The 25,376-nt window shown below is 72.1% G+C and carries 21 protein-coding genes and 1 pseudogene; 8 read left to right on the top strand and 14 right to left on the bottom strand.

Annotation, left to right across the window (positions count from 1 at the left end; translation table 11 throughout):
• Nucleotides 1-20: 20 nt before the first annotated feature.
• From trpA to trpC, 3 genes are read right to left on the bottom strand one after another with little or no spacing between them, the layout of a single operon-like run.
• Complete coding sequence (gene trpA / locus OHA21_RS48320) at nt 21-821, bottom strand: tryptophan synthase subunit alpha (RefSeq protein ID WP_328467190.1); 801 nt, start codon at nt 819-821, stop codon at nt 21-23.
• Nucleotides 818-2,059: a tryptophan synthase subunit beta gene (gene trpB, locus OHA21_RS48315; RefSeq protein ID WP_328467188.1), complete on the bottom strand. Its 1,242-nt coding sequence runs from the start codon at nt 2,057-2,059 to the stop codon at nt 818-820. The genes trpA and trpB overlap by 4 nt, the downstream gene beginning before the upstream one ends.
• Nucleotides 2,056-2,913: an indole-3-glycerol phosphate synthase TrpC gene (gene trpC / locus OHA21_RS48310; RefSeq protein WP_328467186.1), complete on the bottom strand. Its 858-nt coding sequence runs from the start codon at nt 2,911-2,913 to the stop codon at nt 2,056-2,058. The genes trpB and trpC overlap by 4 nt, the downstream gene beginning before the upstream one ends.
• A 320-nt stretch (nt 2,914-3,233) precedes the next feature.
• Here trpC and OHA21_RS48305 point away from each other — a divergent pair, with 320 nt between their 5' ends.
• Nucleotides 3,234-3,509: a hypothetical protein gene (locus OHA21_RS48305; RefSeq protein ID WP_328467184.1), complete on the top strand. Its 276-nt coding sequence runs from the start codon at nt 3,234-3,236 to the stop codon at nt 3,507-3,509.
• Between the two features lie 25 nt (nt 3,510-3,534).
• Here the strand turns inward: OHA21_RS48305 and OHA21_RS48300 are convergent, their stop codons facing one another.
• From OHA21_RS48300 to hisI, 3 genes are read right to left on the bottom strand one after another with little or no spacing between them, the layout of a single operon-like run.
• Nucleotides 3,535-4,143, bottom strand: a complete 609-nt coding sequence (locus OHA21_RS48300; protein WP_328467182.1) for a Trp biosynthesis-associated membrane protein — start codon at nt 4,141-4,143, stop codon at nt 3,535-3,537.
• Nucleotides 4,140-5,645 (bottom strand): anthranilate synthase component I, encoded by a 1,506-nt coding sequence (locus tag OHA21_RS48295; protein WP_328467181.1) that lies wholly within the window; start codon nt 5,643-5,645, stop codon nt 4,140-4,142. The genes OHA21_RS48300 and OHA21_RS48295 overlap by 4 nt, the downstream gene beginning before the upstream one ends.
• A complete protein-coding gene (gene hisI, locus OHA21_RS48290; RefSeq protein ID WP_328467179.1) occupies nt 5,642-6,007 on the bottom strand; it encodes a phosphoribosyl-AMP cyclohydrolase in 366 nt (121 codons plus the stop codon). The genes OHA21_RS48295 and hisI overlap by 4 nt, the downstream gene beginning before the upstream one ends.
• Nucleotides 6,008-6,231: 224 nt before the next feature.
• Here hisI and OHA21_RS48285 point away from each other — a divergent pair, with 224 nt between their 5' ends.
• Complete coding sequence (locus OHA21_RS48285) at nt 6,232-8,157, top strand: hypothetical protein (RefSeq protein WP_328467177.1); 1,926 nt, start codon at nt 6,232-6,234, stop codon at nt 8,155-8,157.
• Nucleotides 8,158-8,271: 114 nt separating this feature from the next.
• On the opposite strand, the gene OHA21_RS48280 is transcribed toward OHA21_RS48285, so the two are convergent.
• Entirely contained in the window at nt 8,272-9,015 is a 744-nt protein-coding gene (locus OHA21_RS48280; RefSeq protein WP_328467175.1) for a DUF2470 domain-containing protein, read from the bottom strand.
• 70 nt (nt 9,016-9,085) lie between these two features.
• Between OHA21_RS48280 and rpsD the strand changes: the two genes are divergently transcribed.
• Nucleotides 9,086-9,694 carry a 30S ribosomal protein S4 gene (gene rpsD / locus OHA21_RS48275; protein WP_328467173.1) on the top strand — a complete coding sequence of 203 codons (609 nt, stop codon included), beginning with the start codon at nt 9,086-9,088 and terminating at the stop codon, nt 9,692-9,694.
• Nucleotides 9,695-9,797: 103 nt separating this feature from the next.
• Here the strand turns inward: rpsD and OHA21_RS48270 are convergent, their stop codons facing one another.
• Nucleotides 9,798-11,558 (bottom strand): ABC transporter ATP-binding protein, encoded by a 1,761-nt coding sequence (locus OHA21_RS48270; protein WP_328467171.1) that lies wholly within the window; start codon nt 11,556-11,558, stop codon nt 9,798-9,800.
• A complete protein-coding gene (locus OHA21_RS48265; RefSeq protein ID WP_442875037.1) occupies nt 11,555-13,318 on the bottom strand; it encodes an ABC transporter ATP-binding protein in 1,764 nt (587 codons plus the stop codon). The genes OHA21_RS48270 and OHA21_RS48265 overlap by 4 nt, the downstream gene beginning before the upstream one ends.
• A 123-nt stretch (nt 13,319-13,441) precedes the next feature.
• Between OHA21_RS48265 and OHA21_RS48260 the strand changes: the two genes are divergently transcribed.
• Nucleotides 13,442-14,068, top strand: a complete 627-nt coding sequence (locus OHA21_RS48260; protein ID WP_328467169.1) for a TIGR03085 family metal-binding protein — start codon at nt 13,442-13,444, stop codon at nt 14,066-14,068.
• 185 nt (nt 14,069-14,253) lie between these two features.
• Nucleotides 14,254-15,279, top strand: a pseudogene (locus tag OHA21_RS48255) (APC family permease); the annotation flags it as partial.
• A gap of 161 nt (nt 15,280-15,440) precedes the next feature.
• On the opposite strand, the gene pdxR reads toward OHA21_RS48255, so the two are convergent.
• On the bottom strand, nt 15,441-16,991 hold the full coding sequence (gene pdxR, locus OHA21_RS48250; RefSeq protein ID WP_328467167.1) for a MocR-like pyridoxine biosynthesis transcription factor PdxR: 1,551 nt from the start codon (nt 16,989-16,991) through the stop codon (nt 15,441-15,443).
• A gap of 167 nt (nt 16,992-17,158) precedes the next feature.
• On the opposite strand from pdxR, the gene OHA21_RS48245 reads away from it, so the two are divergent.
• Entirely contained in the window at nt 17,159-18,982 is a 1,824-nt protein-coding gene (locus tag OHA21_RS48245) for an AMP-dependent synthetase/ligase (RefSeq protein ID WP_328467165.1), read from the top strand.
• A gap of 1,026 nt (nt 18,983-20,008) precedes the next feature.
• Here the strand turns inward: OHA21_RS48245 and yczR are convergent.
• Entirely contained in the window at nt 20,009-21,463 is a 1,455-nt protein-coding gene (yczR, locus tag OHA21_RS48240) for a MocR-like transcription factor YczR (protein ID WP_328467163.1), read from the bottom strand.
• 58 nt (nt 21,464-21,521) lie between these two features.
• On the opposite strand from yczR, the gene yczE reads away from it, so the two are divergent.
• Both yczE and OHA21_RS48230 read left to right on the top strand, forming a co-directional pair.
• A complete protein-coding gene (gene yczE, locus OHA21_RS48235) occupies nt 21,522-22,133 on the top strand; it encodes a membrane protein YczE (protein ID WP_442875036.1) in 612 nt (203 codons plus the stop codon).
• A 53-nt stretch (nt 22,134-22,186) separates the two neighbouring features.
• On the top strand, nt 22,187-22,615 hold the full coding sequence (locus OHA21_RS48230) for a hypothetical protein (RefSeq protein ID WP_328467159.1): 429 nt from the start codon (nt 22,187-22,189) through the stop codon (nt 22,613-22,615).
• Here OHA21_RS48230 and trpD read toward each other — a convergent pair.
• From trpD to OHA21_RS48215, 3 genes are all read right to left on the bottom strand, one after another.
• The gene (gene trpD / locus OHA21_RS48225; protein WP_328467157.1) at nt 22,598-23,596 is read right to left on the bottom strand and encodes an anthranilate phosphoribosyltransferase; all 999 of its coding nucleotides are present in this window, start codon (nt 23,594-23,596) and stop codon (nt 22,598-22,600) included. The genes OHA21_RS48230 and trpD overlap by 18 nt on opposite strands.
• Nucleotides 23,597-23,717: 121 nt before the next feature.
• The gene (gene hisF, locus OHA21_RS48220) at nt 23,718-24,479 is read right to left on the bottom strand and encodes an imidazole glycerol phosphate synthase subunit HisF (protein WP_328467155.1); all 762 of its coding nucleotides are present in this window, start codon (nt 24,477-24,479) and stop codon (nt 23,718-23,720) included.
• On the bottom strand, nt 24,476-25,360 hold the full coding sequence (locus OHA21_RS48215) for an EamA family transporter (protein WP_328467153.1): 885 nt from the start codon (nt 25,358-25,360) through the stop codon (nt 24,476-24,478). Before OHA21_RS48215 ends, hisF begins: the two co-directional genes overlap by 4 nt.
• Nucleotides 25,361-25,376: the final 16 nt, after the last annotated feature.

Raw genomic sequence — 25,376 nt, 5'->3', positions numbered from 1 at the left:
CAGGCGCGGGAGTTTTCCGATCAGGCGCGGGAGCGGACGCCTTCGGCCAGCTCGCTGCTGAGGGCACGCAGGCGGTCCAGGCCGGTGGCCCGGTCCGGGGCGTCCAGCACGCAGCGGATCAGCGCGCTGCCGACGATCACCCCGTCCGCGAACGCGGCGACCTCGGCGGCCTGCTTGCCGTTGCCGACACCCAGGCCGACGCCGACCGGCATGGCCGGGTCGGCCTTGCGCACCCGGGCCACCAGTTCCGGCGCCTGCGAGGACACCGAGGTACGCGCACCGGTGACACCCATCAGCGCGGTGGCGTAGACGAAGCCCCGGCAGTTCGCCACGGTCATCGCCAGCCGCTCGTCGGTGGAGCTGGGCGCGACCAGGAAGGTCCGGTCGATCCCGTGCTTGTCGGAGGCGGCGATCCACTCCTGCGCCTCGTCCGGGATCAGGTCCGGCGTGATCAGACCGGTGGCGCCGGCCGCGGCCAGATCCCGGGCGAACGCGTCGACACCGTACTTCTCGATCGGGTTCCAGTAGGTCATCAGCACGACCGTGGCGCCGGCGTTCGAGACCGCGTCGATGATCTTCAGGGTGTCCCGGGTGCGGACCCCGTTGGCCAGCGCGATGTCGCTCGCCTTCTGGATCACCGGGCCGTCCATCACCGGGTCCGAGTACGGCAGCTCGACCTCGATCACGTCACAGCCGGCCTCGTGCATCGCGATCATCTGCTCGATGCTGTCGTCGACCGTCGGGAAGCCGGCCGGCATGCAGCCGACCAGCACCGACCGGTTCTCCGACTTGGCCTTCGCGAAGGTTGCCGCAATACTCACGTGTTCTCCCCGGGGACGACCGTCTCGACCGGGTCGAGGATGCCGAAGTACGCGCCCGCGGTGTGCACGTCCTTGTCACCGCGCCCGGACAGGTTCACCACGATCGTCGGCGTCCGCCCGAGCTCCTCGCGCAGCCGCGGCGCGATCTTCGCGACGCCGGCCAGCGCGTGCGAGCTCTCGATCGCCGGGATGATCCCCTCGGTGCGGCAGAGCAGCTGGAACGCGGCCATCGCCTCGGCGTCGGTGACCGGCTCGTAGGTCGCCCGGCCGGTGTCGTGCAGCCAGGCGTGCTCCGGTCCGACACCCGGGTAGTCCAGGCCGGCCGAGATCGAGTGCGACTCGATCGTCTGCCCGTCGTCGTCCTGCAGCAGGTAGGTGCGGTTGCCGTGCAGCACCCCCACCGATCCACCGGTGATCGACGCCGCGTGCCGGCCGGTCTCCACGCCGTCGCCGCCGGCCTCGAAGCCATACAGCCGGACGCCCTCATCGGGGACGAAGGCGTGGAAGATGCCGATCGCGTTCGACCCGCCACCGACGCACGCCGCCACGGCGTCCGGCAGCCTGCCGAGCGTTTCCAGGCACTGTGCCCGGGCCTCCACCCCGATGCCGCCCACGAAGTCGCGGACCAGCTCCGGGAACGGGTGCGGCCCGGCCGCGGTCCCGAGCAGGTAGTGCGTGGTGTCGACGGTCGTCACCCAGTCGCGCAGCGCCTCGTTCAGCGCGTCCTTGAGCGTCCGGGAGCCGTTCGTCACCGGGACCACGGTGGCGCCGAGCATCCGCATCCGGGCCACGTTGAGCGCCTGCCGCTCGGTGTCCATCTCGCCCATGTAGACCGTGCACTCGAGGTCGAGCAGCGCGGCCGCGGTGGCGCTGGCGACACCGTGCTGGCCGGCGCCGGTCTCGGCGATCACCCGGGGCTTGCCCATCCGCTTGGCGAGCAGCGCCTGGCCCAGCACGTTGCGCACCTTGTGGGCGCCGGTGTGGTTCAGGTCCTCCCGCTTCAGCAGGATCTCCGCACCCAACGCGTCGGAAAGCCGCTTCGCCCGGTACAGCAGCGACGGCACGCCGGCGTAGTTCAGCAACAGGTCCTGGAACTCAGCCTGAAACGAAGGGTCCGTCTTCGCCGACCGGTACGCGGCGTCCAGCTCGTCCAGCGCCTTGATCAGCGCTTCCGGGACGAACCGGCCGCCGTATTTACCGAAGTGCCCGGCTAGATCCGGCAGGCTCGGCGCGGTCATCGCACCGGCCTGGGAGTTGCCGGGTGGTTGCCCGCGTTGACCAGCTCGGCCACCGCGTCGCGCGGCGACTTCTGGGTCACCAGGCCCTCGCCGACCAGCACGGCGTCCGCGCCGGCGGACGCGTACCGGATCAGGTCGTGCGGCCCGCGCACGCCGGACTCGGCGATCTTCACCACGTTGTTCGGCAGGCCCGGCGCGATCCGCTCGAAGACGGACCGGTCCACCTCGAGGGTGCGGAGGTCACGGGCGTTCACGCCGATCACCTTCGCGTTGGCCTCCAGTGCCCGGTCGGCCTCCTCCTCGTTGTGCACCTCGACGAGAGCCGTCATGCCCAGCGACTCGATCCGCTCCAGGAGGCCGACCAGCGCGTTCTGTTCCAACGCGGCGACGATCAGCAGCACCAGGTCGGCGCCGTGCGCCCGGGCCTCGTGCACCTGGTAGCTGGAGACGACGAAGTCCTTGCGCAGCACCGGGATCTTCACCGACTTGCGGACCGCCGTGAGGTCGTCCAGCGAGCCGCCGAACCACCGGCCCTCAGTGAGCACACTGATGCAGCGGGCGCCACCCGCCGCATACTCGCCGGCCAACTCGGCCGGGTCGGGGATGTCGGCGAGCGCGCCCTTGGACGGCGATGCCCGCTTCACCTCCGCGATCACCGCCACACCGGGCTTGCGCAATGCCGCGTACGCGTCGATCGCGGGCGGGGCCGCCGCCGCGAGCTCACGCACCTTCTCCAGCGGCGTACGCGCCTGACGTGCTGCTACGTCCTCACGCACCCCGGCAAGGATCTCTTCGAGAACGTTCTGCGGAGCGCCGGGACCGCCACTGCCCGTTTCCGCCTGATCGGATGTCACGTAATGACTCCCCTCTCCGGGTGTCTTCGGCCCGATGCTAGGAGGTGACAGGGTGTGACGGGGTGCCGGGGGTATGGCGTGCCTCACGGAATGGGCTGGGGCATAATGCCAGGCTGCTCGGCAAGGGATGTCACGTCCCTCACAGCTTATTGCCAGGCGCGACGCGCTGCGCTGCGGGACCTCCCCCATTCGGCCGATACCACCCCGCGTTGACGTGTCCGTCACCGTGCGGAAATAGGACTCCACCATCATGTGACTCGGGCAGACTTGTCCCGGCGCCTCGTGCGCTGCCAGCCGGACGATGATTGCGGAGTAGAACGATGGCCACTGCCTCACCTACCCAGCCGATCGGGTTCGCCACCCTCTCCCGGACTCTCGTGTCCCTCGCGGCCGACGTGGCCACCGGAGTGCAGCGGGTGGTGGTCGGCCCGGCGAACGTCCGTACTGCCCGGGACAACGCCTGGGACGCCATTCAGGCGGACCGCGCCCGGGCCCGCGCCCGCATCGAGACCAGCCGCGCCGTCGCCGCCATGATCGCCACCGGTTCGGAGGCCCGCCTCCGCCGCACGGCGTCCCTGGCGGGCGCCCGCCGCTGAGCTCGGCGTTAACCCGTTCGGGGGATCAACGAGTAGGGTCCTCGCCCCGGTCCAGAGCCTCCCAGAACGCCCGGTTGTCGGTGGGCTTGGAGATCTCCGGCGGGTCCGTCGCGGTCTCCCCGTGCTCTTTCCCGGCGGCCTCCTCGGGGCCGGGAGCGGCTGCGGCCGGGGCTGGTTGAGCGGGGACTGTCGTCCGCTCGTACCGGGAGGACATGGCCGACCACTGATGGCCGTGCCGCGCGGCGAGCACGCCGCCCGCTGCCACCGCCGCGCCGCCCAGCACGCAGGCCACCGGCCAGATCGTGGCCGCGGCGCCGGCCTCCCCGGCGTCGAGATCGATCCGGGCCAGGACGGCGCCGACCGCGATGCCGGCGCCCGCCAGGATCAACAGCACGCCGAGCACCCGGCGGACGATGCCGCGGGTGGCCAGCAGCGCGCCGGTGCCGGCGAGCGCGACCAGGGCCAGGCCGACCAGCCAGGGCTGTACGTCCGCGCCGGTCTGCTCGGTACGCAGGTCGGGCAGGCCGGTACGCCGTTCGACCTGGACTGACCAGGTGCGGGTGACCGCGTAGAGGGCGAGCCCGGCGCCGGCCACGCAGGCGACGACGGCCGTGAGATGCGTGCGGCGGGTCATCGGGCAGCGCGCAGCGTCTCGGCCGAGGCGATGGCGGCGAGGACGGCGGCGGCCTTGTTGCGGGTCTCCTGCTCTTCGGCGGCCGGGTCCGAGTCGGCGACGATGCCGGCGCCCGCGCCGACGTAGGCGACACCCTCCTTGATCAGGGCGGTCCGGATGGCGATCGCCATGTCCATGTCGCCGGCGAAGCCGAAGTAGCCGACCGTGCCGCCGTAGAGGCCGCGACGGGTCGGCTCGAGCTCCTCGATGATCTCCATGGCGCGGACCTTGGGCGCGCCGGAGAGCGTGCCGGCCGGGAAGGTCGCGGCGAGCGCGTCGAACGCGGACCGGTCGTCGCGCAGACGGCCGACCACGGTCGACACGATGTGCATGACGTGGCTGTACCGCTCGATCCGGGCGAATTCCGGCACTTCGACCGAACCGGGCTCGCAGACCCGGCCCAGGTCGTTGCGGCCCAGGTCGACGAGCATCACGTGCTCGGAGCGTTCCTTCGGGTCGGCGAGCAGCTCGGCGGCGAGCGCGGCGTCCTGCTCCGGCGTGGCACCCCGCCAGCGGGTCCCGGCGATCGGGTGCAGCAGCGCGGTCCGGTTGGCGCTGACCTTGAGGTGCGCCTCCGGCGAGGAGCCGACGATGTCGAAGTCGTCGAAGCGCAGCAGATACATGTACGGGCTCGGGTTGGTGGCCCGCAGCACCCGGTAGACGTCGAGCGCGTTGGCGTCGGTCGGCCGCTCGAACCGCTGCGCCACCACGATCTGGAAGCACTCGCCGGCCCGGATCGCCTCCTTGGCCGACTCCACCGCCTTCTGGTACTCCCCCGGCGCCGTCCGGCTGACCGGGTCACCGGCCGGCCGCCGGTCCACCGTGGAGACCATCGGCGGGGTGGGCCGGGACAGCGCGGTGGTCATCGCGTCGAGCCGGCCGACCGCCTGGTGATAGGCGGCCCGGCGAGCGGCGTCGTCGGCGTCCTCGGCGAGCACCGCGTTGGCCACCAGCAGCGCCGAACCCTCGTGGTGGTCGAGCACCACCAGATCGGTGGCGAGCATCATGCCCAGTTCCGGCAGCGGCACGTCGTCGGCCGCGGTGGCGGGCAGCCGCTCGAAGCGGCGCACCAGGTCGTAGCTGAGATAGCCGACCATGCCGCCGGTGAGCGGGGGAAGGTCGGGGGGTTGCGCTCCGCCGGTCAGCGCGGCCACCGTCTCGCGCAGGGCCGCGACCGGATCACCACCGAGGGGTACGCCCTCCGGAGGCGTACCCAGCCACTCCGCCTGACCGTCCCGCTCGACCAGCGTCGCGGCGCTCCGGACGCCGATGAAGGAGTAGCGCGACCAGGCCACGCCCTGCTCCGCCGACTCGAGAAGGAAGGTGCCCGGGCCGCCGGCGAGTTTGGTGTAGACACCGACCGGGGTCTCGCCGTCGGCCAGCAGTTTGCGGGTGACCGGGATGACCCGCCTTTTCGTCCCGACGAATCCCGCTTCGTCGGGGAAGGTTGCTCCGCTCGTCACTTCGCCTCCACGGGCAGCTCGTCGGTGAAGCAGGTGTGGGTGCCGGTGTGACAGGCCGCGCCGATCTGCTCGACGGTCACCAGCAGGGCGTCACCGTCACAGTCCAGCGAGACGTTCTTGACGTGCTGGAAGTGGCCGGAGGTGGCGCCCTTCACCCAGTACTCCCCGCGGCTGCGGGACCAGTACGTGGCCCGGCCGGTGGTGAGGGTGCGGCGCAGGGCCTCGTCGTCCATCCAGGCGAGCATCAGGACGTCGCCGGTGCCGTGCTCCTGCACGATCGCCGCGACCAGGCCGTCGGCGGTCCGCTTGAGCCGCGCTGCGATCGCCGGATCCAGGGAGTTCTCTACTTCGGGTACGGGCACGATGTGAATTCTCCCCCCAGCGGCCGACGGGGTCGTAACGACCCACAGGGGGCCCACGATCCGGTCACAGGGGATGTGCCGGACACTCCGGAGCGGTACCGTCGCCGAAGCGCGGAATGTGCCTGACTGCCCGGCGCCCCGCCGCCAGGTGCGTCTGCGCAGCTCTACCAGCAGGTCCAGACACCCGGCGGGCGCGCTTCGCGACGGGAGTGGGGAAAACCGAGATGGAGCCGACGTCCAGCCCCGACTACAACCGGTCCTCGCCCGGCCTCGCCCGGTTCTGGCAGGTCCGTCCCGAAGTGGACGGCGCCGCGGAGCCTCCGGCCGCCGACGAGCCGGAGATGGTCGCGCTCGGCTCCCGGCGTACGGCCGACGCGCTGGAAACCCCCGCGGACCTGCTCGTCGGCTCCCCGCTGATCGGCACGTTCGGCACGCCGGCCCCGCCGCTGCTGCCGGTCGCCTCGGCGGCCCGCCACCCCGGTGTCCCCGGTCACGGCGCGAACGGGGATCGACCGCCGGCTGACCCGTTCGGTCTGAATCGGGCGGCCGGACGGACCGGTTCCGGACCGTCGCGCAACCCCGGCGCGGGCCGCCCGTTCTCGGGCCCACCAGCACGATCACGGCACGGCGATACTGATCACTCAGTCCCAACGGAGGACGGGCCGGAGCCCGTTCAGGACGTAAAGTCCCAGGAGCCGGAGGGCGGTGACACTGGCCGCGAGAGCACTTTCGGTGGATTCGTCCTCGGTGGGCGCCGGGGCACCGGACGGTTCCTGTTCGGCAGCCGCAACGCCGCCGAGCCGGCGGACGACGACCGTCCGGACGAACCGGAAGCCGTGGCCGAGGCCGCGGAAGCCACCGAACCGGGCGAACCGGAAGCTGCTGAGACTGGTGACTCTCCAGTCGCCGACCAGCCGGCCGACGACTCGGCCGGTGCGACACCGGCGGACGCTCCTGCGGAGGAAACCCCGCCGGAGGCCGACCAGGACGCCGCCGAGATGGCGGGCCCTAGCGACGAGAACGGACGTGAAGACATGAACGGACGGGCAGGGGCGCCCGGTTACGCGACGACCGGCGAGGCGTCGGGCCCGGACGGCAAGCCCGTCCTGCCACCGCCCGGCCTCGTCGGGGAGGTGGGCGAGGAGTCACCGGCCACCCCGGCGGAGCCACCGCGGCCGGCCGCCGGCTGGGCCGCGGTGCCGGGGCTCACCCACCCGGTCGTGCCGGGTCCGGCCGGGCCGGCCACCGGCCCGGTCTCCGGCGCACCGGTGTCGCCCGGGTTCGCACCCGGCGCCTTCGGGCTGCCGGACTTCACGCCGGACCACGCGGCCGGAACGCTCGAGCCGGTCTCCGGCGCGCCGCAGCCGGCCGCCGAGCCCGCCGACCCGGCCGCCACCGCACCGGTGTCGCCCGCGCAGCCGCCGACCGTGCAGCCGCCCTCGGCGACGGTCCAGGCCGTGCAGATCCCCGCGACGCGGACGCCGCCGGACCTGTCGGTCGACCGGCCCACCGAGACGCCGGAGAACGGTGGGTACGCGGGTCTGCCGCCGTCGGCCGAGGGCGCCTTCGGGTTCAGCCCGGCCGGTTACAGCCTGGGCCGCTCCGGCGAGGCGTTCGGTGTCGCGTCGGTCACCCCGGCGGCCCCGCCGCCGCCCGAGTTCCAGGCGTTCCCGCCGGGCGTTGCGGACAGCATGGTCACCGGGCACGCGGTCGGTGGCACCGGCCGGCGTGGCCTGGAGGAGAGCGAGGAGCCGCAGCCGGCGCCGCGCCGCTCGGCCAGCCTGGAGGATGTCGAGCCGGTTCGCCGGGCGGGCCGCCGGTCCGGCCGCAACGACGAGGCCGCGCCGATCGCCGAGCTGTCCGCCGCGGCGGCGCCGGTGATCGGGCGCACCATCTGGGACGATGACGCGGCCCGGCACTTCCGGGCGGCGTGGCACGAGGTCAAGGCGGAGTTCGTCGACGACCCGGTCACCGCGCTGACCCGGGCGCACGACCTGCTCACCGACGCGGTGAACGAGCTCACCGAGGTGCTGCTGGCCGAGCGGGACGAGCTGGACCCGCTGCGCGGCACCGACACTCCGGACACCGAGAGCATGCGGATGGCCATGCGCGGCTACCGCGAGTTCCTCGACCGGATCTTGTCGCTGTAGGAAGAGTTGTGCCCTGCCGACCGCGGCACCGGTCGGCAGGGCACAGAAGCGGGATCCCGCGGCCAGACGGCGGCAGAAGGTGGCCGCCGGGATCCCGCCTCGTTCAAGGGCCGCTCAGGCGGCGGTCTCCTCGTGCGCCGTGCAGCGGCGGCAGAGGATCGGGTGCAGCAGGTGGGCCAGGTCGTGCCGGTCGGTGACCGGGCGCGGGAAGGCGAGCCGGGCGCTGCGCCCGCCCATCCGGACCAGGAAGCCGTACCGGTCCAGGCGGACCACCTTGGGCTCGTCGCCGGGACGGGCGGCCGGGCCGAGCTGCCGGCGCACGTAGTCGCTCATCTCGGTCATGTGGTGGTCGGCGAGGTCGGCGATCAGGTCGAACTCGACGGCCCGCAGCGGGTCCGGAGTCGCCTCGGCGTAGTCGTCGGGGTCGATCTCGACGAGACTTTCGTTACGTTCGTAGCGGACCTCGGCCACCTCCATCCGGTAGAGAGCCTGGCTCTCCCCGATGTCGAGCAGGTCTCCGCAGGCGTCGGTGTCGGCGTAATCCAGCGCCGCGACCCGGGCATCGTCGCCGGTCAGCTGGACTGCCCAGCCGGAGACCCAGACCCGGCCGAGCGACGGCGAAGTAGCCATCGGCGGCACGTCGCGGATATCGAGGACCAGCGCTGTGTCGTCGTTACCGTCCTGTGGCCGGAGTGCGGCAGCGAGGGTACCCTCGCTGGGCACGAGAAGCAGCACGCGTCCCTGACCGTCGGTGACGTGCCGGACCGGAACGGGTCCGGGACGGCAGGCGATGTGGGCGACGGCGGGCAGGTGACCGGCGGCGAGCGTGCGCGCGATCTCGGCGGGACTGGGTTGCATGACGAGCACCTCCGGGCACCGGTTAGGCTTACCTAAGTTAGGCAAGGCTTACCGTAACAGGAGATCGCAGTTGAACAACTCTCGACCCAAGGCGAAGCTCTCCCGAGCTCTCGGAATCCCGCTGACGCGTAAGTGCGTCAAGTACTTCGAGCGGCGCCCGTTCCCGCCCGGCGTGCACGGCCGGGGACGCCGCAAGAGCTCGGACTACCAGGTCCGGCTGCTGGAGAAGCAGCGGCTGCGCCACCAGTACAACATCAGCGAGGTCCAGATGCGGGCCGCGTACGACGCCGCGCACAAGGCGGAGGGCAAGACCGGCGAGACGATGGTCACGCTGCTCGAGCGCCGCCTCGACGCCACGGTGTTCCGTGCCGGTTTCACCCGGACCATCTACCAGGCCCGCCAGCTCGTCGTGCACGGTCACTTCACCGTGGACGGCAAGAAGGTGGACCGCCCCGGCTACAAGCTGAAGCCCGGCCAGGTTATCGAGGTCAAGGAGAGCAGCCGGCAGAAGCCGCCGTTCCAGATCGCGGCTACCGGTACGCACATCGACGGCCCGACCGCGCCGTACCTCTCCACCGTTCTGGAGGAGCTGCGCACCACCGTGATCCGGGCGCCGCAGCGTTCCGAGGTCCCGGTGCTCTGCGACGAGCAGCTCGTGGTCGAGTACTACGCCCGTTGATGACGGAGCTCGTGAATCGCTGAGATGGCGGGCCTCTCGCAGTGGTCGCGTCCGTGCGGCCACTGCGAGCGACGCGCTCATCTCACCGGGCTTTGAGCGCCGGTCAGCGCGTTTGTTCCAACCAGCTGGCGTAGAGCTTTGCGTAGATCGAACCCTCCTCGGCGACGAGGCGGGCGTGCGGGCCGCGTTGCACGACGCGGCCCGCATCCACGACGATCACCTCGTCAGCGGCCTCGGCCGTCGACAGCCGGTGCGCGATCGTCACCGTGGTCCGGCCCCGCGTCACGAGATCGAGTGCGTGCTGCAACCTCACCTCGGTGGCCGGGTCCACCGCGCTTGTCGCCTCGTCGAGCACCAGCAGGTCCGGGTCGGCCACATAGGCGCGGACCAGCGCCACGAGCTGCCGCTCCCCCACGCTGAGCGCCTCGCCGCGCTCCCCGACCGGGGTTTGCAGCCCCTCCGGCAGACCGGCCAGCCAGTCGCCGAGACCCAGCTCAGTGAAGGCGTCCCGGAGCTGGTCGTCAGTCATTTCGGGCTGGGCGAACAAAATGTTCTCGGCGACCGTGGCGTCGAAGAGGAAGCCGTCCTGCGGCACCATCACCACCCGCGAGCGCAGCGACGAGAACCGCACGCTGGTCAGCGGCACCCCGCCGAGCAGCACCGCCCCGGCAGCCGGGTCCATCAGCCGGGTGAGCAGCTTCGCGAACGTCGTCTTGCCGCTGCCGGTCTCGCCCACCACGGCCACCTTGGTCCGCGCCGGGATCTCCAGATCCACCCCGGACAGCACGGTTGGGCCGCCCGGGTAGTGGAACGACACGTCGGCGAAGCGCACCGACAGCGGCCCGGCCGGCAACTCCACGCCGTCGTCGTCCGGGTCGGCCACGTCCGGGTCCACGTCCAGCACGTCGAGGATCCGGCGCCAGCCGGCCACCGCGTTCTGCGCCTCGTTGAGCATGTCGGTGGCGATCTGCACCGGCTGGATGAAGAGCGTGACCAGGAACAGGAACGCGGTCAGCCGGCCCACGGTGAGCTCACCCTGCACGCCGAGCAGCGTCCCCACCACGACCACGCCGGCCAGCGCCAGACCGGCGCCGATCTCGCCGCTGGAGAAGCTGGTCACGCTGGTCCGCATGGCCCGCTGCTGCGCCTTGCGCAGGTCCACGATCGCGGTGTCCAGCCGGGCCTCGGTGCGGCCGGCCACACCGTACGCGCGGATCACGGTGGCACCGACCACGCTCTCCGCGATCACCCCGAGCATCACCCCGGTACGTTCGCGAACCGTCCGGTACACGGCGGCGAGCCGCTTCTGGAACAGCCGGATCACCAGCACCGCGGGCCCGAAGGCGAGCAGCACCACGACGGCGAGCTGCCAGGAGTAGACGAACATCACCACGGTCGACACGATCAGCTGGCCGCCGGCAAGCAGCAGCTGCACCCCGCCGGTCTGCAGGAACTGGGAGATCTGGTCGACGTCGCCGGTCACCCGGGACACCATCGAGCCGCGCCGCTCGGACTGCTGGTGCAGCATCGACAGGTCGTGGATGTGCCGGAAGGTCCGGGACCGCAGGCCGCCGAGCGCGGTCTCGCTGACCGTGAACAGCCGCCGGGTCATCAGATATCCGCAGAGCGTCGAGATCGCCAGCGCGACGAGGGTGAGCGCGACGATCACCAGGACGATCTGCACGTCGGGGCCGCCGGGCGCGCGGATGCCCCGGTCGATGCCCTGCTGGATGGCGATCGGCACAGCCACCCGGCCGGACATCTGCAGGATCGCCAGCACGACCGTGCCGGCCAGCCCGGTACGCAACTCGGGCGAGAGCGCCAGCCCACGCTTGACGGTCGCCAGGGTCCCGTCGCTGCTCATCGGTCCGCCTTCTCGTACGCGGTGACCAGCTCCCGGTAGCCCGGCTGCGCCGCCATCAGCTCGGTGTGCGTGCCGGTCGCCACCACCCGGCCCTGGTGCAGGTAGACCACCTCGTCGGCGAGCGCGATGGTGGCCCGCCGGTACGCGACCACCAGGATCGACGTCCCGGCGTGCCGGAGCGCGTCCAGGATCGCCGCCTCGACCCGCGGGTCCACCGCGCTGGTGGCGTCGTCGAGCACCAGCAGCCGGGGCCGGCCGGCCAGCGCGCGGGCCAGGGTGAGCCGCTGCCGCTGGCCGCCGGAGAGCGAGGTGCCCCGCTCGCCGACCGCGGTGTCCAGCTTCTCCGGCAGGCCGCCGACGAACCCGTCGGCCTGGGCGAGCCGCAGCGACTTCCACACCTCGTCGTCGCCGATCCCCGGGCGGTCCAGGGCGATGTTGCCGCGGACCGTGTCGTCGAACACGAACGGCACCTGCGGGACCAGGGCGGTCGCCCCGGCCAGCGCGGCGCCGGAGAGATCGGGCAGCTTCACCTCGTCGATCGCCACGTGGCCGGCCTCCGGGTCGACCAGCCGCACCGCCAGCGAGGCGATCGTCGACTTGCCCGAGCCGGTGGCGCCGACCAGGGCGACGGTCTTGCCGGCCGGCACGGTGAAGGTCACGTCCCGCAGGACCGGAGGACCGTCCGCGTACCGGAAGTCGACCTGCTCGAACCGCAGCTCGGCCGGACCGTCGTCGGTGAGGGCGCCGTCGCCGTACGCCATGTCGCCCTCGGCCGACAGCACCGCCTCGACCCGCTCCCAGCCGGCCACGCTGCGCGGCAGCTCGCCGACCACCCAGCCGATCGCGCGGACCGGGAAGGCCAGCACGGTGAACAGGAACGCGACGCTGACCAGTTCGGTCACGCTGATCGCGCCGGTCTGCAGGCGCCAGGTGCCGAGCAGCAGCACGGCTAGGGTGCCGACGCTGGGCAGGCTGTCCATCAGCGGGTCGAAGACGCCGCGCAGCCGGCCCACCGAGATCAGCGCGTCGCGCAGCTCGGTGACGAAGACGCCGAAGCGGCGCGACTCGTCGGCCTCGCGGCCCATCGTCTTGACCACCAGCGCGCCGTCGAAGCTCTCGTGCGCCACCTCGCTGACCTTGGCGCGCATCCGCTGGGAGTGGATCTGCCGGGGCGACATCCGCCGGGAGTAGAAGAAGTTCAGCGCGAACAGGGCCGGGAACAGCGCCACGCCGACCAGCGCGAGGACCCAGTCGGTGAAGAACAGCGAGATCACCGCGGCGAAGATCATCACGATGGTGCCGACCGCGAACGGCATCGGGGCGATCACCCCGAACGCCGCCTCGACGTCGGAGCTGGCGTTGGAGAGCAGTGTGCCGGTCGCGTGCCGCTGGTGCCAGGCGGGCGGCAGTTTCAGATAGCGCCGGGTGACCGCGCTGCGATACCGGGCCTGCAGGCGGAACTGCATGAACCCGGCGCCGAGGCGCCGCCCGAAGATGCTCGCCACCCGCAGGCCGCTGATCCCCAGCAGCACCGCGGCGATCAGCGCGAGCTGGCCGGTGGTCACGCTGCCGGCCGCGAAGGCGGGCACCACGACCTCGCCGACGATCGCACCCACGACGTACGAGTTGGCAATGATCAGCAGGCCGAAGAGGCTGCTGCCGAGCACGCTGACGGTGAAGAGCCGTGGTTCGGTACGGATCGCGTGGCCGAGCACCCGCAGACCCCGTACCAGCACGTCGTTGCTGGTTCTGCTGCTCAATTTCCTACCCGACTGGTAAGCATTGGCCGGGGTTTCCGGCCTTACGTTCCATCCTGCCCAACGAGCCGTCGAGGCCCCACCGGTTTACCTTGTGGCCACAATTACATCGCCTAATATCGACCGATGACCAACTACGCCCGCCGGGAGCGCGAGCTCCTCGCCGACCTGCTGCTCAGCACTGGTCCGGACGCGCCGACGCTCTGCACCGGGTGGACCACCCGGGACCTGGCGGCACACATCGTGGTCCGGGAACGCCGGCCGGACTCGGCCGCCGGCATCCTGATCAAACCCCTGGCGGCGTACGGCGAGCGGGTCCGCCTGGCCCGCGCCGCGCTGCCGTACCCGGAACTGGTCGACCAGCTGCGCAAACCACCCGCCTGGAGCCCGGTCAGCAACCCGCTCACCGACCCGCTGGTGAACACTCTGGAGTTCTTCATCCACCACGAGGACGTCCGCCGGGCCGGCCCGGAGTGGACGCCGCGGCCTCTCGATCAGGCCGAGCAGGCCGCTCTTTGGCGCACTGTGAAGCTCACCGCGCGGGCCGCCCTGCGCCGGCTCAAGATCGCGGCCGAGGTCACCGCGACCGGGTTCGACCCGATCCGGGTCGGTGAGCAGCCTCAGGTCCGGATCTCCGGAGACGCTGGTGAGCTGGCCCTCTTCTTCTCCGGACGGCAACGCTCCGCCCGCGTCGACATCGACGGCGATCCGGCTCTGGCCGAGCGACTGCGCACGGCGCGACTCGGCGTCTGACGGCCTGCCTCTTCCCGGCGGACGCGCTGAGGCCGCAAGGGCGCTGCTGATCGCGCGGGAGAGCGGGGACGGCGAAAATTCGGCGGAGCTGACACTCCCGTACCGGAAACGCCCTTGAATTGGCCCTTTTGATCCGGGCGGAATTGGCTCGCGACGGACGCCAATCGCCGCCTAGGTTCGACCGTATGAACGTTCGCACCGGCCTGTCCGTCTCCCAGGGAACCGCGCTCTCCGTCGGCGCCGTCCTGGGCACCGGGCTGATCTCCCTGCCCGCGCTCGCCGCCGAGGCGGCCGGGCCGGCCGCGCTGATCGCCTGGCTCGCCCTGATCCTGCTCTCCGCACCTCTGGCCTGGACGTTCGCCGCTCTCGGCGCCCGCTACCCGGACGGCGGCGGGGTCTCCACCTACGCCCGGATGGCGTTCGGGCCGCGGATCGCGGCCGCGGTCGGCTGGTGCTTCTACTTCGCGGTGCCGCTCGGCGCGCCGGTCGCCGCCGCCTTCACCGGGGGGTACGTGGCGGACGTCATCGGCGGCGGCCGGCCCACCGAGTTCGCGACGTTCCTGGTGCTGATCGGCATCGCGTTCGGGATGAACTGGTTCGGCCTGCGGATCTCCGGCCGGGTGCAGCTGGTGCTCTCTGCGGTCCTGGCGGTGCTGCTCGTGGTGACCGTCGTCGCCGCCCTGCCGCACGCCCGCTGGGACAACCTCACCCCGTTCGCGCCGCACGGCTGGGCCGGCGTCGGCGCCGCCGCGGCCATCCTGGTCTGGGGTTTCGCCGGCTGGGAGGCGCTCTCCTCGCTCTCCGCGGAGTACCGCAACCCGCGCCGCGACGTCCCGCGGGCCACGCTGATCGCGGTCGTCGTGGTCGGCGTGCTCTACCTCGCGGTCGCGGCGGTCAGCGTGCTGGCGCTCGGCCCCGCCCTGGCCGGCAGCCGCGCGCCGCTCTCCGACCTGCTCGCAATCGGGCTCGGCGGTCCGGTGCGCCTGCTGACCGCGGTCGTCGCGGTGGTCCTGACCCTGGGGGCGGTCAACGCCTACTACGCCGGGGCGAGCCGGCTCGGCGCGGCGCTGGCCACCGACGGCGCGCTGCCGACCCGGGTGTTCGGGAGCCAGCGCCGGTCGCTGACCTTCATCTTCGCCGGCAGCATCGTGGCGGCGCTGCTGCCGATCGACCTGCACACCGCCGCGCTGCTGGTCACCGGGTGTTTCACGCTGGTGTACGTGCTCGGCACCGCGGCCGCGCTGCGCCTGCTGCCGGCCGGGTGGTCCCGGGTGACCGCCGGGTTCGCGTTCGTGGCCGTGGTCGGGCTGCTGTGGCTGAACGGGTTGCCGGCGCTGTTCAGCGTCGTCGTGGCGGCCGGTGCGATCGGTTATCAGAGCTGGCGGCTGCGGCGGGCTCCGGTCCCGGCTCCCGCTTCGGCTCCCGCTTCGGCCTCGGCTCCCGCTTCGGCCTCGGCTCCCGCTTCGGGCTCGGGTTCGGCTTCGGCTGAGCCGCTCGCCTGCGAGGCCTGAGCCGGCAGGAGGCGGCCGAGGACGGCCAGCCCCTCCTCGATCAGCTCCGGATCCACCGCGCCGAAGCCGAACACCAGGCCCGGTGGATCCGCCGGGCCCTCGCCGGCATAGGCCGACAGGTCCTCCAAGGCCAGGCCGGCCCGGCGAGCCGCGGTCACGATCCGGGTGGTGTCGGCGCCGGGCGGCAGCAGGGCGGTCACGTGCAGCCCGGCCGAGGAGGGCACGACCGTCAGGCCGGGCATCCGCTCCAGCATGCCGACGATCCGGGTACGCCGGTCCTCGTACGCCCGTCCGGCCCGCCGCACGTGCCGGGCCAGCTGCCCCTCGTCGATGAACCGGGCCAGCGCCGCCTGCACCGCCACCTGCCCGTACGCGTCACTCAGCTGACGGGCCGCCAGGATCGCCGGGCGCAGTCCCGGCGGCACCAGCACGAACCCGGTCCGCATCGCCGGCAGCATGCTCTTCGAGAACGTCCCCACGTAGAGCACCCGGCCGTGCCGATCCAGCGCGCGCAACGGTTCGAGTGGCCGCGCGCAGAACCGGAACTCGCTGTCGTAGTCGTCCTCGACGATCGCCACCTGCCGTTGCCCGGCCCAGTCCAGCAACTCCCGCCGGCGGGCCAGGCTCATCACCCCGCCCAGCGGGAACTGGTGCGACGGAGTCAGGTACACCAGGCGGCACCGGTCCGGGAGAGCGGAGACCACCAGTCCCTGCTCGTCGACCGGCACGCCCACCACCCGGGCGCCCAGCGAGCCGAAGAGGCGGCGGGCCGGTGGGTAACCCGGCTCCTCGACCGCCGCCACGTCACCGGGGCGCAGCACGACCCGGGCGATCAGGTCCAGCGCGTGCTGGGTGCCGTTGGTGACCACCACCTCGTCGGCGGTGGTCGCGAGCGAACGGGCGTACCCGAGATAGCGGGCGACCGCGGACCGCAGCGCCGGGTGGCCGGCCGGGTCGGCGTACGTGCCCGGGTTGTTCGCCCGCAGCCGCAGCTCCGCACCGACCAGCCGCCGCCACGTGTCGAACGGGAAGAGCCGGGCGTCCGGGATGCCGGCGCGGAAGTCGTACCTCGGGGCGGGCTCTTGCCCGCTGGTCCGCTGCGGGGTGAGCGTCCAGCCGGAGCGCGGGCGCAGCGGATCCGGCGCCGGGCGCGGCGCACGGCGGCCGGCCGGCGTCCCGGCCACGAAGGTGCCGGCGCCGACCCGTGCCGTCAGATAACCCTCGGCCACCAGCCGCTCGTAGGCGCCGGCCACGCTGCCCCGGGAGACTCCCAGGTCAGCGGCGAGCACCCGGGTGGCCGGCAGCCGGTGGCCGGACGGCACCCGGCCGTCCACGATGGCCGCGCGCAGCGCCCGGTACACCGCGGCGGTCGTCTCGCCGGAGCCGGGCTCGATGTCGATGACCAGATCCACGCGTCCATTCTCGGCCGGTCGGTGGGCTGGCCCGAAGCTACGGGCTGACTAGGATTAAGGTGGGCGGTCAATTGATGTTGAGACCTAGCCGTGAGGCCGGACACACATTACTCTCCGGTAACACTGGCGTTACATAACTCCCCGTTCAGCTTTTAAGGCGGCGCGTGATGGCTCTCGAGGTTCCCTACCGGTCGATCCCGGACATGCTCTTTCAGCGCGTGGCGAAGACGCCGGATGCCAAGGCACTCGCCGCCCCCAACGCGACCGACACCGGGCCGGAGTGGCTGACCTGGCGCCAGGTCGGCGACCGGGTCAAGGCCATCGGCGCCGGCCTGCGTGAGCTGGGCGTCGGCCTGGAGGACCGGGTCGCGATCCTCTCCAACACGCGGCTCGAGTGGATCCTCGCCGACCTCGGCATCAACGTCGCCGGCGCCGCGGCCACCACCGTCTACCCGACCACCGAGCCCGAGGACACCACGTTCATCGTGTCCGACTCCGGGTCCAAGGTGCTGATCGCGGAGAACGCGAAGCAGGCGCTCAAGATCGCCGGCGCGGAGACCGCGGTGACCAAGGTGGTGCTGATCGAGGGCCCGGCCGACGCCGGCGCCACCCCGCCGCAGATCACCCTCGCCGACCTGGAGCAGCTCGGCGCCGACGCGCTCAAGCGCAACCCCACGCTGATCGACGACGTGGTGGCCCAGCTCGGCCCGGACAGCCTCGCCACCCTGATCTACACCTCCGGCACCACCGGCCGGCCCAAGGGCGTCGAGCTGCTGCACAAGGGCTGGACCTGGGAGGGTGTCGCCCAGGAGGACCTCGGCCTGTTCTCCCCGCAGGACCTGCACTACCTGTGGCTGCCGATGTCGCACGCGTTCGGCAAGACGCTGCTCTGCGGCATCCTGCACGTCGGCGTGCCGACCTACGTCGACGGCCGGGTCGACCGGCTGATCGACCTGCTCGCCGTGGTCAAGCCGACCCTGATGTGCGCCCCGCCGCGGATCTACGAGAAGGTCTACAACAAGACCGTCACCAGCGGCCTCGGCGGCACCGGCCTGAAGCCGAAGATCTTCAGCTGGGCGGTGGCCACCGGCAAGAAGCGGGTCGCCCTGCAGCAGGCCGGCAAGCCCGTACCCGCGGGCCTCGCGCTGCAGTACTCGATCGCCGAGAAGCTGGTCTTCTCCAAGCTGCAGGCCAAGCTCGGCGGCAACATCCAGGTGCTGGTCAGCGGTTCGGCCGCGCTCAGCCGGGACATCTCGGAGTTCTTCGCGGCGGCCAACCTGCCGATCCTCGAGGGCTACGGCATGACCGAGGCCTGCGCCGCCAACTTCGTGAACCGGCGCGGCAAGCTCAAGATCGGCTCCGTCGGCCAGCCGCTCGGCGACCTCGAGGTCCGCATCGACGCCGACGGCGAGGTGCTGCTGCGCGGCGCGCCCGTCATGCGCGGCTACCACAACCTGCCGGATGCCACCGCCGAGGCGTTCACCGAGGACGGCTTCCTGCGCACCGGCGACATCGGCGAGCTCGACGCCGACGGCTACCTGAAGATCACCGACCGGAAGAAGGACCTGGTCAAGACCTCCGGCGGCAAGTTCATCGCCCCGTCGGCGATCGAGGGTTCGTTCAAGGCCGTCTGCCCGTACACCTCGCAGGCCGTCGTCGTCGGGCAGAACCGCAACTTCGTCACGATGCTGATCGCCCTCGACGAGGAAGCGATCACGACGTGGGCAGCCTCCGGCCCGCTGGCCGGCAAGAGCTACGACGAGATCGTCGCGGCGAAGGAGACCCACGCGCTGGTCGAGGGCTACATCGCCGAACTCAACGCCAAGCTGAACCGCTGGGAGACCGTCAAGAAGTTCGCGATCCTCCCCCGCGACCTCAGCATCGAGGCCGGCGAGATCACCCCGTCCATGAAGATCAAGCGGCGCAGCGTCGAGGCCAACTTCGCCGAGCAGATCGACAAGATGTACGCGGGGTCGCTCGCCCAGATCTGACCGTCTCGACCTCGCTGTCCCAAGCCGGCGCGCCCTTTGCGGGTGCGCCGGCTTCATCTTTTCCGGTACGGGCGACGCCGCCCCGCCGCATTCACATCGTCCCGCCGAGCCGCGCGGCCATCAGCAACTCCGGGCCGAAACGCGGCCGCCGGGCTTAAGCACATCCCGGCCGGCCACGCCCCCGCCGACCGAACCCAACCAGCCGCCCACCAGACACGCAACCGCCCGCCGGTTCCACGGCTGAGCGGCGGCTCGCCCGCACGAGCGCCGCCGCTCAGGCACGCTACGAACCGGCCGTAAGGTGCCTCAGCGGCGGCCCGGCGGCGCCAGCCGCCACGCAGACACGCTACGAACCCGCCATAGGACGCCTCAACGGCGGCCCGGCAGCACCAGCCGCCGCCCAGACACGCTACGAACCCGCCATAGGACGCCTCAACGGCGGCCCGACGACGCCAGCCGCCGCGCAGACACCCTACGAACCGGCCGTAAGATGCCTCAGCGGCGGCCCGGCAGCGCCAGCCGCCGCGCAGACACCCTACGAACCCGCCAAAGGACGCCCCAACGGCGGCCCGGCGGCACCAGCCGCCGCCCAGACACGCTACGAACCCACCAAAGGACGCCCCAGCAGCGGTCCGGCGGCGCCAGCCGCCGCGCAGACTCCCTACGAACCCGCCATAGGACGCCTAAACGGCGGCCCGACGGCACCAGCCGCCGCCCAGACACGCTACGAACCCGCCATAGGACGCCTCAACGGCGGCCCGGCGACGCCAGCCGCCGCCCAGACACGCTACGAACCCGCCAAAGGACGCCCCAGCGGCGGCTCGCTGCCGGCGGCCGGCGGGTGGGTGAACGGCCCACCCGGCGGGTGGGCGAACGGCGGCCGGGTAAGCGAACGGCGGCCGGGTGGGTGAACGGCGGCCGGGTGGGCGAACGGCGGCCGGGTGGGCGGTGACAGCGACCGCTAGCGGGGCCGCCCGGCAGTTCGGTGTGGGGCGCCGTGAGGGTGTGGGCCGCAGGTGGGCCGGCTCAGGTGATCACCGCAGGGGTGCGCCAAGCGGGGCGGGCCGTGTGGTCGAGGTCGTGGCGTACGGAGGCGATGCGCTGGACGGCCTCGGTCAAGTCGTCGGCGGGCAGGGTGAAAGGCAGGCGGAGGAAACGCTCCAGCGTGCCGTCCAGGCCGAAGCGGGGGCCGGGGGCCAAGCGCACGCCGACGTCTTCGGCGGCGCGGGACAGGGCGCTGGAGATCGGGCCGTCGAGTTCGGCCCAGAGGGTTACGCCGCCGCCGGGGACGAAGAAGCGCCATTCCGGCAGCTGTTCGCGCAGGGCGCCGACCAGGGCGTCGCGGCGGAAGCGGAGCTGGGCGCGGCGGGCGGCGACGATTTCCGGGGCCATGCGCAGCATGTGGACGGCGACGAGTTGTTCCAGGACGGGGCTGCCCAGGTCGACGCCGACCCGGATCGCGGCCAGCCGCTGGACGAGGGGTGCGGAGGCGCGGACCCAGCCGATGCGCAGGCCACCCCAGTACGCCTTGCTCATCCCGCCGATCGACGTGACCCGGGAGTGCCGGTCGAAGACGGCGACCGGCGGCGGCATCGGCGTGCCGTCGAGCGGCAGGTCGACGAAGGATTCGTCGACGACCAGTTCGGCGCCGGTCGAGTGTGCCGTGGCGACGAGGCGTTCGCGCAGCTCGGTGGGCATCAGGTGGCCGGTCGGGTTGTGGAATTCGGGGATCACGTAGGTCAGCCGAGGCCGGGTCTGCCGCAGCGCGCCGAGCAGCATCTCGCCGTCCCAGCCGGTGGCGATGTCCATCCCGTGCGTACTGATCCGGGCGCGGCGGGCGGCGAGCGCGGCCAGCGCGTTGGGGTAGGTGGGGGTTTCCACCAGGACCGGCGCCCCGACCGGCACGGAGAGCCGCAGGACGAGGTCGAGCGCCTGCTGCGTACCGCTGGTGATCATGATTTGCTCGGCCGACGTCGGCACGCCTCGGGCGGTGTACGCCTCCGCGACCGCCGCCCGCAGCTCGGGCAGCCCGGTCGGGTGGTACCCGGCGCTGCCCAGGTAGCGCGGCAGGTCGTCGGCGGCCGCCCGGGCCGCCGGCACCAGCTCGACCGGCGCCGCGGAGGCCGCGCAGCCCAGGTCGATCATGTCGAGGTCGTCCTCCGGCGTCCACAGCCCGGAGGTGGCGACCCGGTGGCCGTGCGGCAGGGTGGTCCAGCTTCCGGCGCCGCGCCGGCTGTTCAGGTGGCCGGTCTCGCGCAACGCCCGGTACGCCGCGGACACCGTGGTCCGGCTCACTCCGAGGGCTTCGGCGAGTTCCCGTTCGGCGGGCAGCCGGACGCCCAGCGCGAGCCGCCCGTCCGACAGCAGACCGCGGACCGCCGCAGCCAGGGCCGCGTAGTCAGGGCTGCGCCGACGGCCCGGCAGCGAGTGCCACCGACCGAGCAGACGAGCCAATTGGTCCCCGCGCACCGACGTTGTCATAGCCACCTCCCGAGAATTGGCACTTTAGCACCGGCGGATTGGCATGAAGAGTGGCAGCATGAGCTTGCTCCGTCGCGTACCCCAACTCTTCGCCGGCCTGATCCTCTACGGCGTCAGCATGGCGCTGATGGTCGAGTCGAGCCTCGGCGGCAACTCGTGGGACGTCTTTCACCAGGGCGTTTCCATGGTCACCGGGATCAGCTTCGGTTGGGTTGTGCTGCTGACGGGCGTACCCGTCCTGTTGCTCTGGATCCCGCTGCGGCAGCGACCCGGCTTCGGGACAGTGGCCAATCTGGTGGTTGTCGGCTTTGCGGCTGATGCCGCGCTCGCGCTGTTGCCGGCGGGCGAGTCGATTCCGGTGCGGGTCGGCTATGTGGTCGGCGGGATCCTGTTGAACGGTTTCGCGACCGGTCTCTACATCGGCAGCCGGATGGGCCCGGGCCCGCGGGACGGTCTGATGACCGGGCTGGCCGCCCGCTTCCCGCGGCTGTCGCTCCGGATGATCCGCACCGGCATCGAGCTGACCGTGCTGGGCATCGGCTTCCTGCTGGGCGGCACGGTGGGCATCGGGACGATTGCGTACGCGCTGGCGATCGGCCCTCTCGTGCAGCTGTTCCTGCCGATGCTCACCGTGCCGGAGCGTAAGGAGCCGGTGCTCGTCGAGCAGTGATCATCCGGACACATTCGCTTCCGGGTGAGCCGACCACACGGCATCATTGCGGCATGGGGGTCGGAGGCTGGCACTGGAACGACGCTTGGATCTTCGTCTCCGCGGTGATCGCCGAGCGACTGGAACGGGATCGGGCGCTGCACGCTGCCCTGCCGGTGACCGGGGCGACCCTGGCCGACCTGCTGGCCGCGGCGGATTTCCTGCACCACAGCGTGCCCAGCCGCGACGAATTGGAGGAGGCGGTCCGCCGCCTCGCCGGGGCCGGGCTGATCACTGTCGACGACGATCTGATCGCGGTCGCCCCGGCCGGTGAGCAGCTCTGGCGGACCAGGCCGTTCAGTGGGCTCTCCTCCGCCGTGATGACGTTGCAGGCCCAGCTGAACCGGTCCGCCGAGCCCGGTTACTCCGACTGGTCGCTGGACGAGCAGACGTACAGCGCCGCGGTCCGTGAGTACAGCATGCGGCTAGCCGACGGCCGCTAGCTCGACCCAGCGTTTGAGGGTGGCGGCGGCCGCCCCGGAGTCGACCGCTTCCGCACATCGGGCCAGCGCCTCCGGGAGCGCTGTCCCGGTCGTGGTCAGCGCCGCCGCCGCGTTGAGCAGGACGGCGTCGCGGACAGGTCCCCGCTGACCGGCCAGCAGCTCGTGCATGACCCGGGCGTTGGCCGCGGCGTCCCCGCCCCGCAGTGCCCCGGGCGCCGGGCGGGCCAGTCCGAGGTCCCTGGGGTCGAGCACGGTGTGTGTCGCCACACCGTCCCGGACTGTCCACACCTGCGACGTCGTGCTGGTGCTGAGTTTGTCGAGACCGTCGTCACCGCGAACCACCAGGGCGTTCGACCCACGCCGGCGGAGCACTTCGACGATCACCGGGAGCATCCGGGCGTCGGCCACCCCGACCAGCCGGTACGCCGGCCGCGCCGGGTTGATCAAAGGACCGAGCAGGTTGAACACGGTCGGCACGCCCAGCTCGCGCCGCACCGGGGCCGCGTACCGCATGCCTGGATGCACTCGGGGCGCGAAGAGGAAGGTGATCCCGATCCCGGCGCTCCGCTCGGGCGGCAGGTCCAGCGGTACGCCCAGCGCCTCCACCAGGTCCGCCGAGCCGGCGCTGGTCGCCGAGGCGGCCCGGCCACCGTGTTTGACCACGGTGACTCCGGTAGCGGCGGCCACCACGGCGGCCATGGTCGAGATGTTGACGGCGTTGGTGCCGTCGCCGCCGGTGCCGGCGATGTCGAGGGTGTCGCCCGCGACGGACACCGGGGTGGCGGCGTGCAACAACGCGGTGACGAAGCCGTCGATCTCGGCCGCCGCCTCGCCCTTGGCGCGGAGCGCGACCAGGAAGGCCGCGAGCTGTGCGGGCCGCGCCTCACCCGCGATCACGCGCTCCATCGCCCAGGCGGCCGATTCCGCGGTCAGGTCCTCGTTCGCGAGCAGGCGGGTGACCAGTTCGGGCCAGGTGTTCATCGATGTTCTCCAGAAGGTTCAGGCCCCACCGAAGACACGGAAAAGGCCGCCTCGGAGAGGCGGCCTGGTACGGGGGTCCGCCGATCAGGCGGGCCACCAGAAAGTCATGCGGCAGACCATATCAGCGGACCGGGTTTCCGGCCGACCGCAGTGTGTCCTTCACCTCGCCGATGCTGAGGTCTCCGAAGTGGAACACGCTGGCCGCCAGCACCGCGTCGGCGCCGGCCTCGACCGCGGGCGGGAAGTGCTCGACCGCGCCCGCCCCGCCGCTGGCGATGACCGGGATGTCGACGACGGCCCGGACCGCGCGGATCAGCTCGAGGTCGAAGCCGGCCTTCGTCCCGTCGGCGTCCATCGAGTTCAGCAGGATCTCACCGGCGCCCAGGTCCGCCACCCGGGCGGCCCACTCGATCGCGTCGAGCCCGGCACTGCGCCGGCCGCCGTGGGTGGTGACCTCCCAGCCGCTCGGCTGCTCGGCCGACCGGCGCACGTCGAGCGAGAGGACCAGCACCTGGTTGCCGAACCGCTCGGCGATCTCGCGGATCAGATCGGGACGGGCGATCGCCGCGGTGTTGACGCCGACCTTGTCCGCGCCGGCGCGCAGGAGCACGTCCACGTTCTCCACCGAGCGCACGCCGCCGCCGACGGTCAGCGGGATGAAGACCGTCTCAGCGGTCCGCCGGACCACGTCGAGCATGGTGCCGCGGTCGTCGGAGGAGGCGGTCACGTCGAGGAAGGTCAGCTCGTCCGCACCGGCCGCGTCGTACGCCGAAGCCAGCGCCACCGGGTCACCGGCGTCCCGCAGGTCGACGAAGTTGACACCCTTCACCACCCGCCCGGCGTCCACGTCCAGGCAGGGGATCACTCGTACCGCGACCGTCATGCCCCAACCCTAACCAGTTCCTTCGTCGCCACCGGCCGGGCCCGGACCAGTCCCAAAAGCACGCCGCCGACGACGAGCACACCGCCGATCACGTCCACCCGGTAGATCGGCTCACCGAGCACGAGAGCGGCCGACGCGATGCCGAAGAACGGGACGAGCATGGAGAACGGCGCCACGGTCGCGGCGCCGTACCTGCGCATCAGGAAACCCCAGCCGGCGAAGCCGGCGAGCGTGGAGAGCAGAGCGATGTACAGCAGGGCCAGCACCGCCTCGGTGTCGATCGCGCGAAGCGCGGCGAGGTCGGTGGCCGGACCGTCGATGATCAGGGAGAGCACCAGAAGTGGGCCGGTGGCCAGAGCGCTGACCCAGACCATGAAGTTGAGCGTGTCCGGCGGGGACGCCTTGCGGGTGGCGATGTTGGACAGGCCCCAGGCTGCCGCCGCGCCGATCAGCAGCAGGAAGGCCGGCAGCTCGGCGGCCATCCGGGTGGCCACCACGACGACGCCGGCAACCGCGACGGCCAGGCCGGCGATCTGGATCGGCCGCGGCCGCTCGCGCAGGAACCAGACCGCGAAGAACATCGTGAAAACGGCCTGGCTCTGCAGCACCAGCGAGCTGAGGCCGGCCGGCATCCCGGCCGCCATCCCGGCGAAGAGCAGCGAGAACTTGATGACGCCGAGAACCAGCGCGACGATCACGATCCACCGCCACGGCACCTGCGGGCGGCCGACCAGCAGCACCGCGGGGAAGGCGGCCAGCCCGAACCGCAGCGCGGAGAAGAGCAGCGGCGGGAAATGGTCCAGCCCGGCGTCGATGGCGACGAAGTTGATGCCCCAGATCGCCGCCACGGCGACGGCGAGGGCGAGGTCACGCGGTCTCATACGGCTCAGCCTGGTT

This window comes from Actinoplanes sp. NBC_00393 (assembly GCF_036053395.1).
In the GTDB taxonomy this organism is placed as follows: domain Bacteria; phylum Actinomycetota; class Actinomycetes; order Mycobacteriales; family Micromonosporaceae; genus Actinoplanes.
Note: the sequence above shows the minus strand (reverse complement) of the source record. Positions and strands in the feature narration are given on the sequence as shown.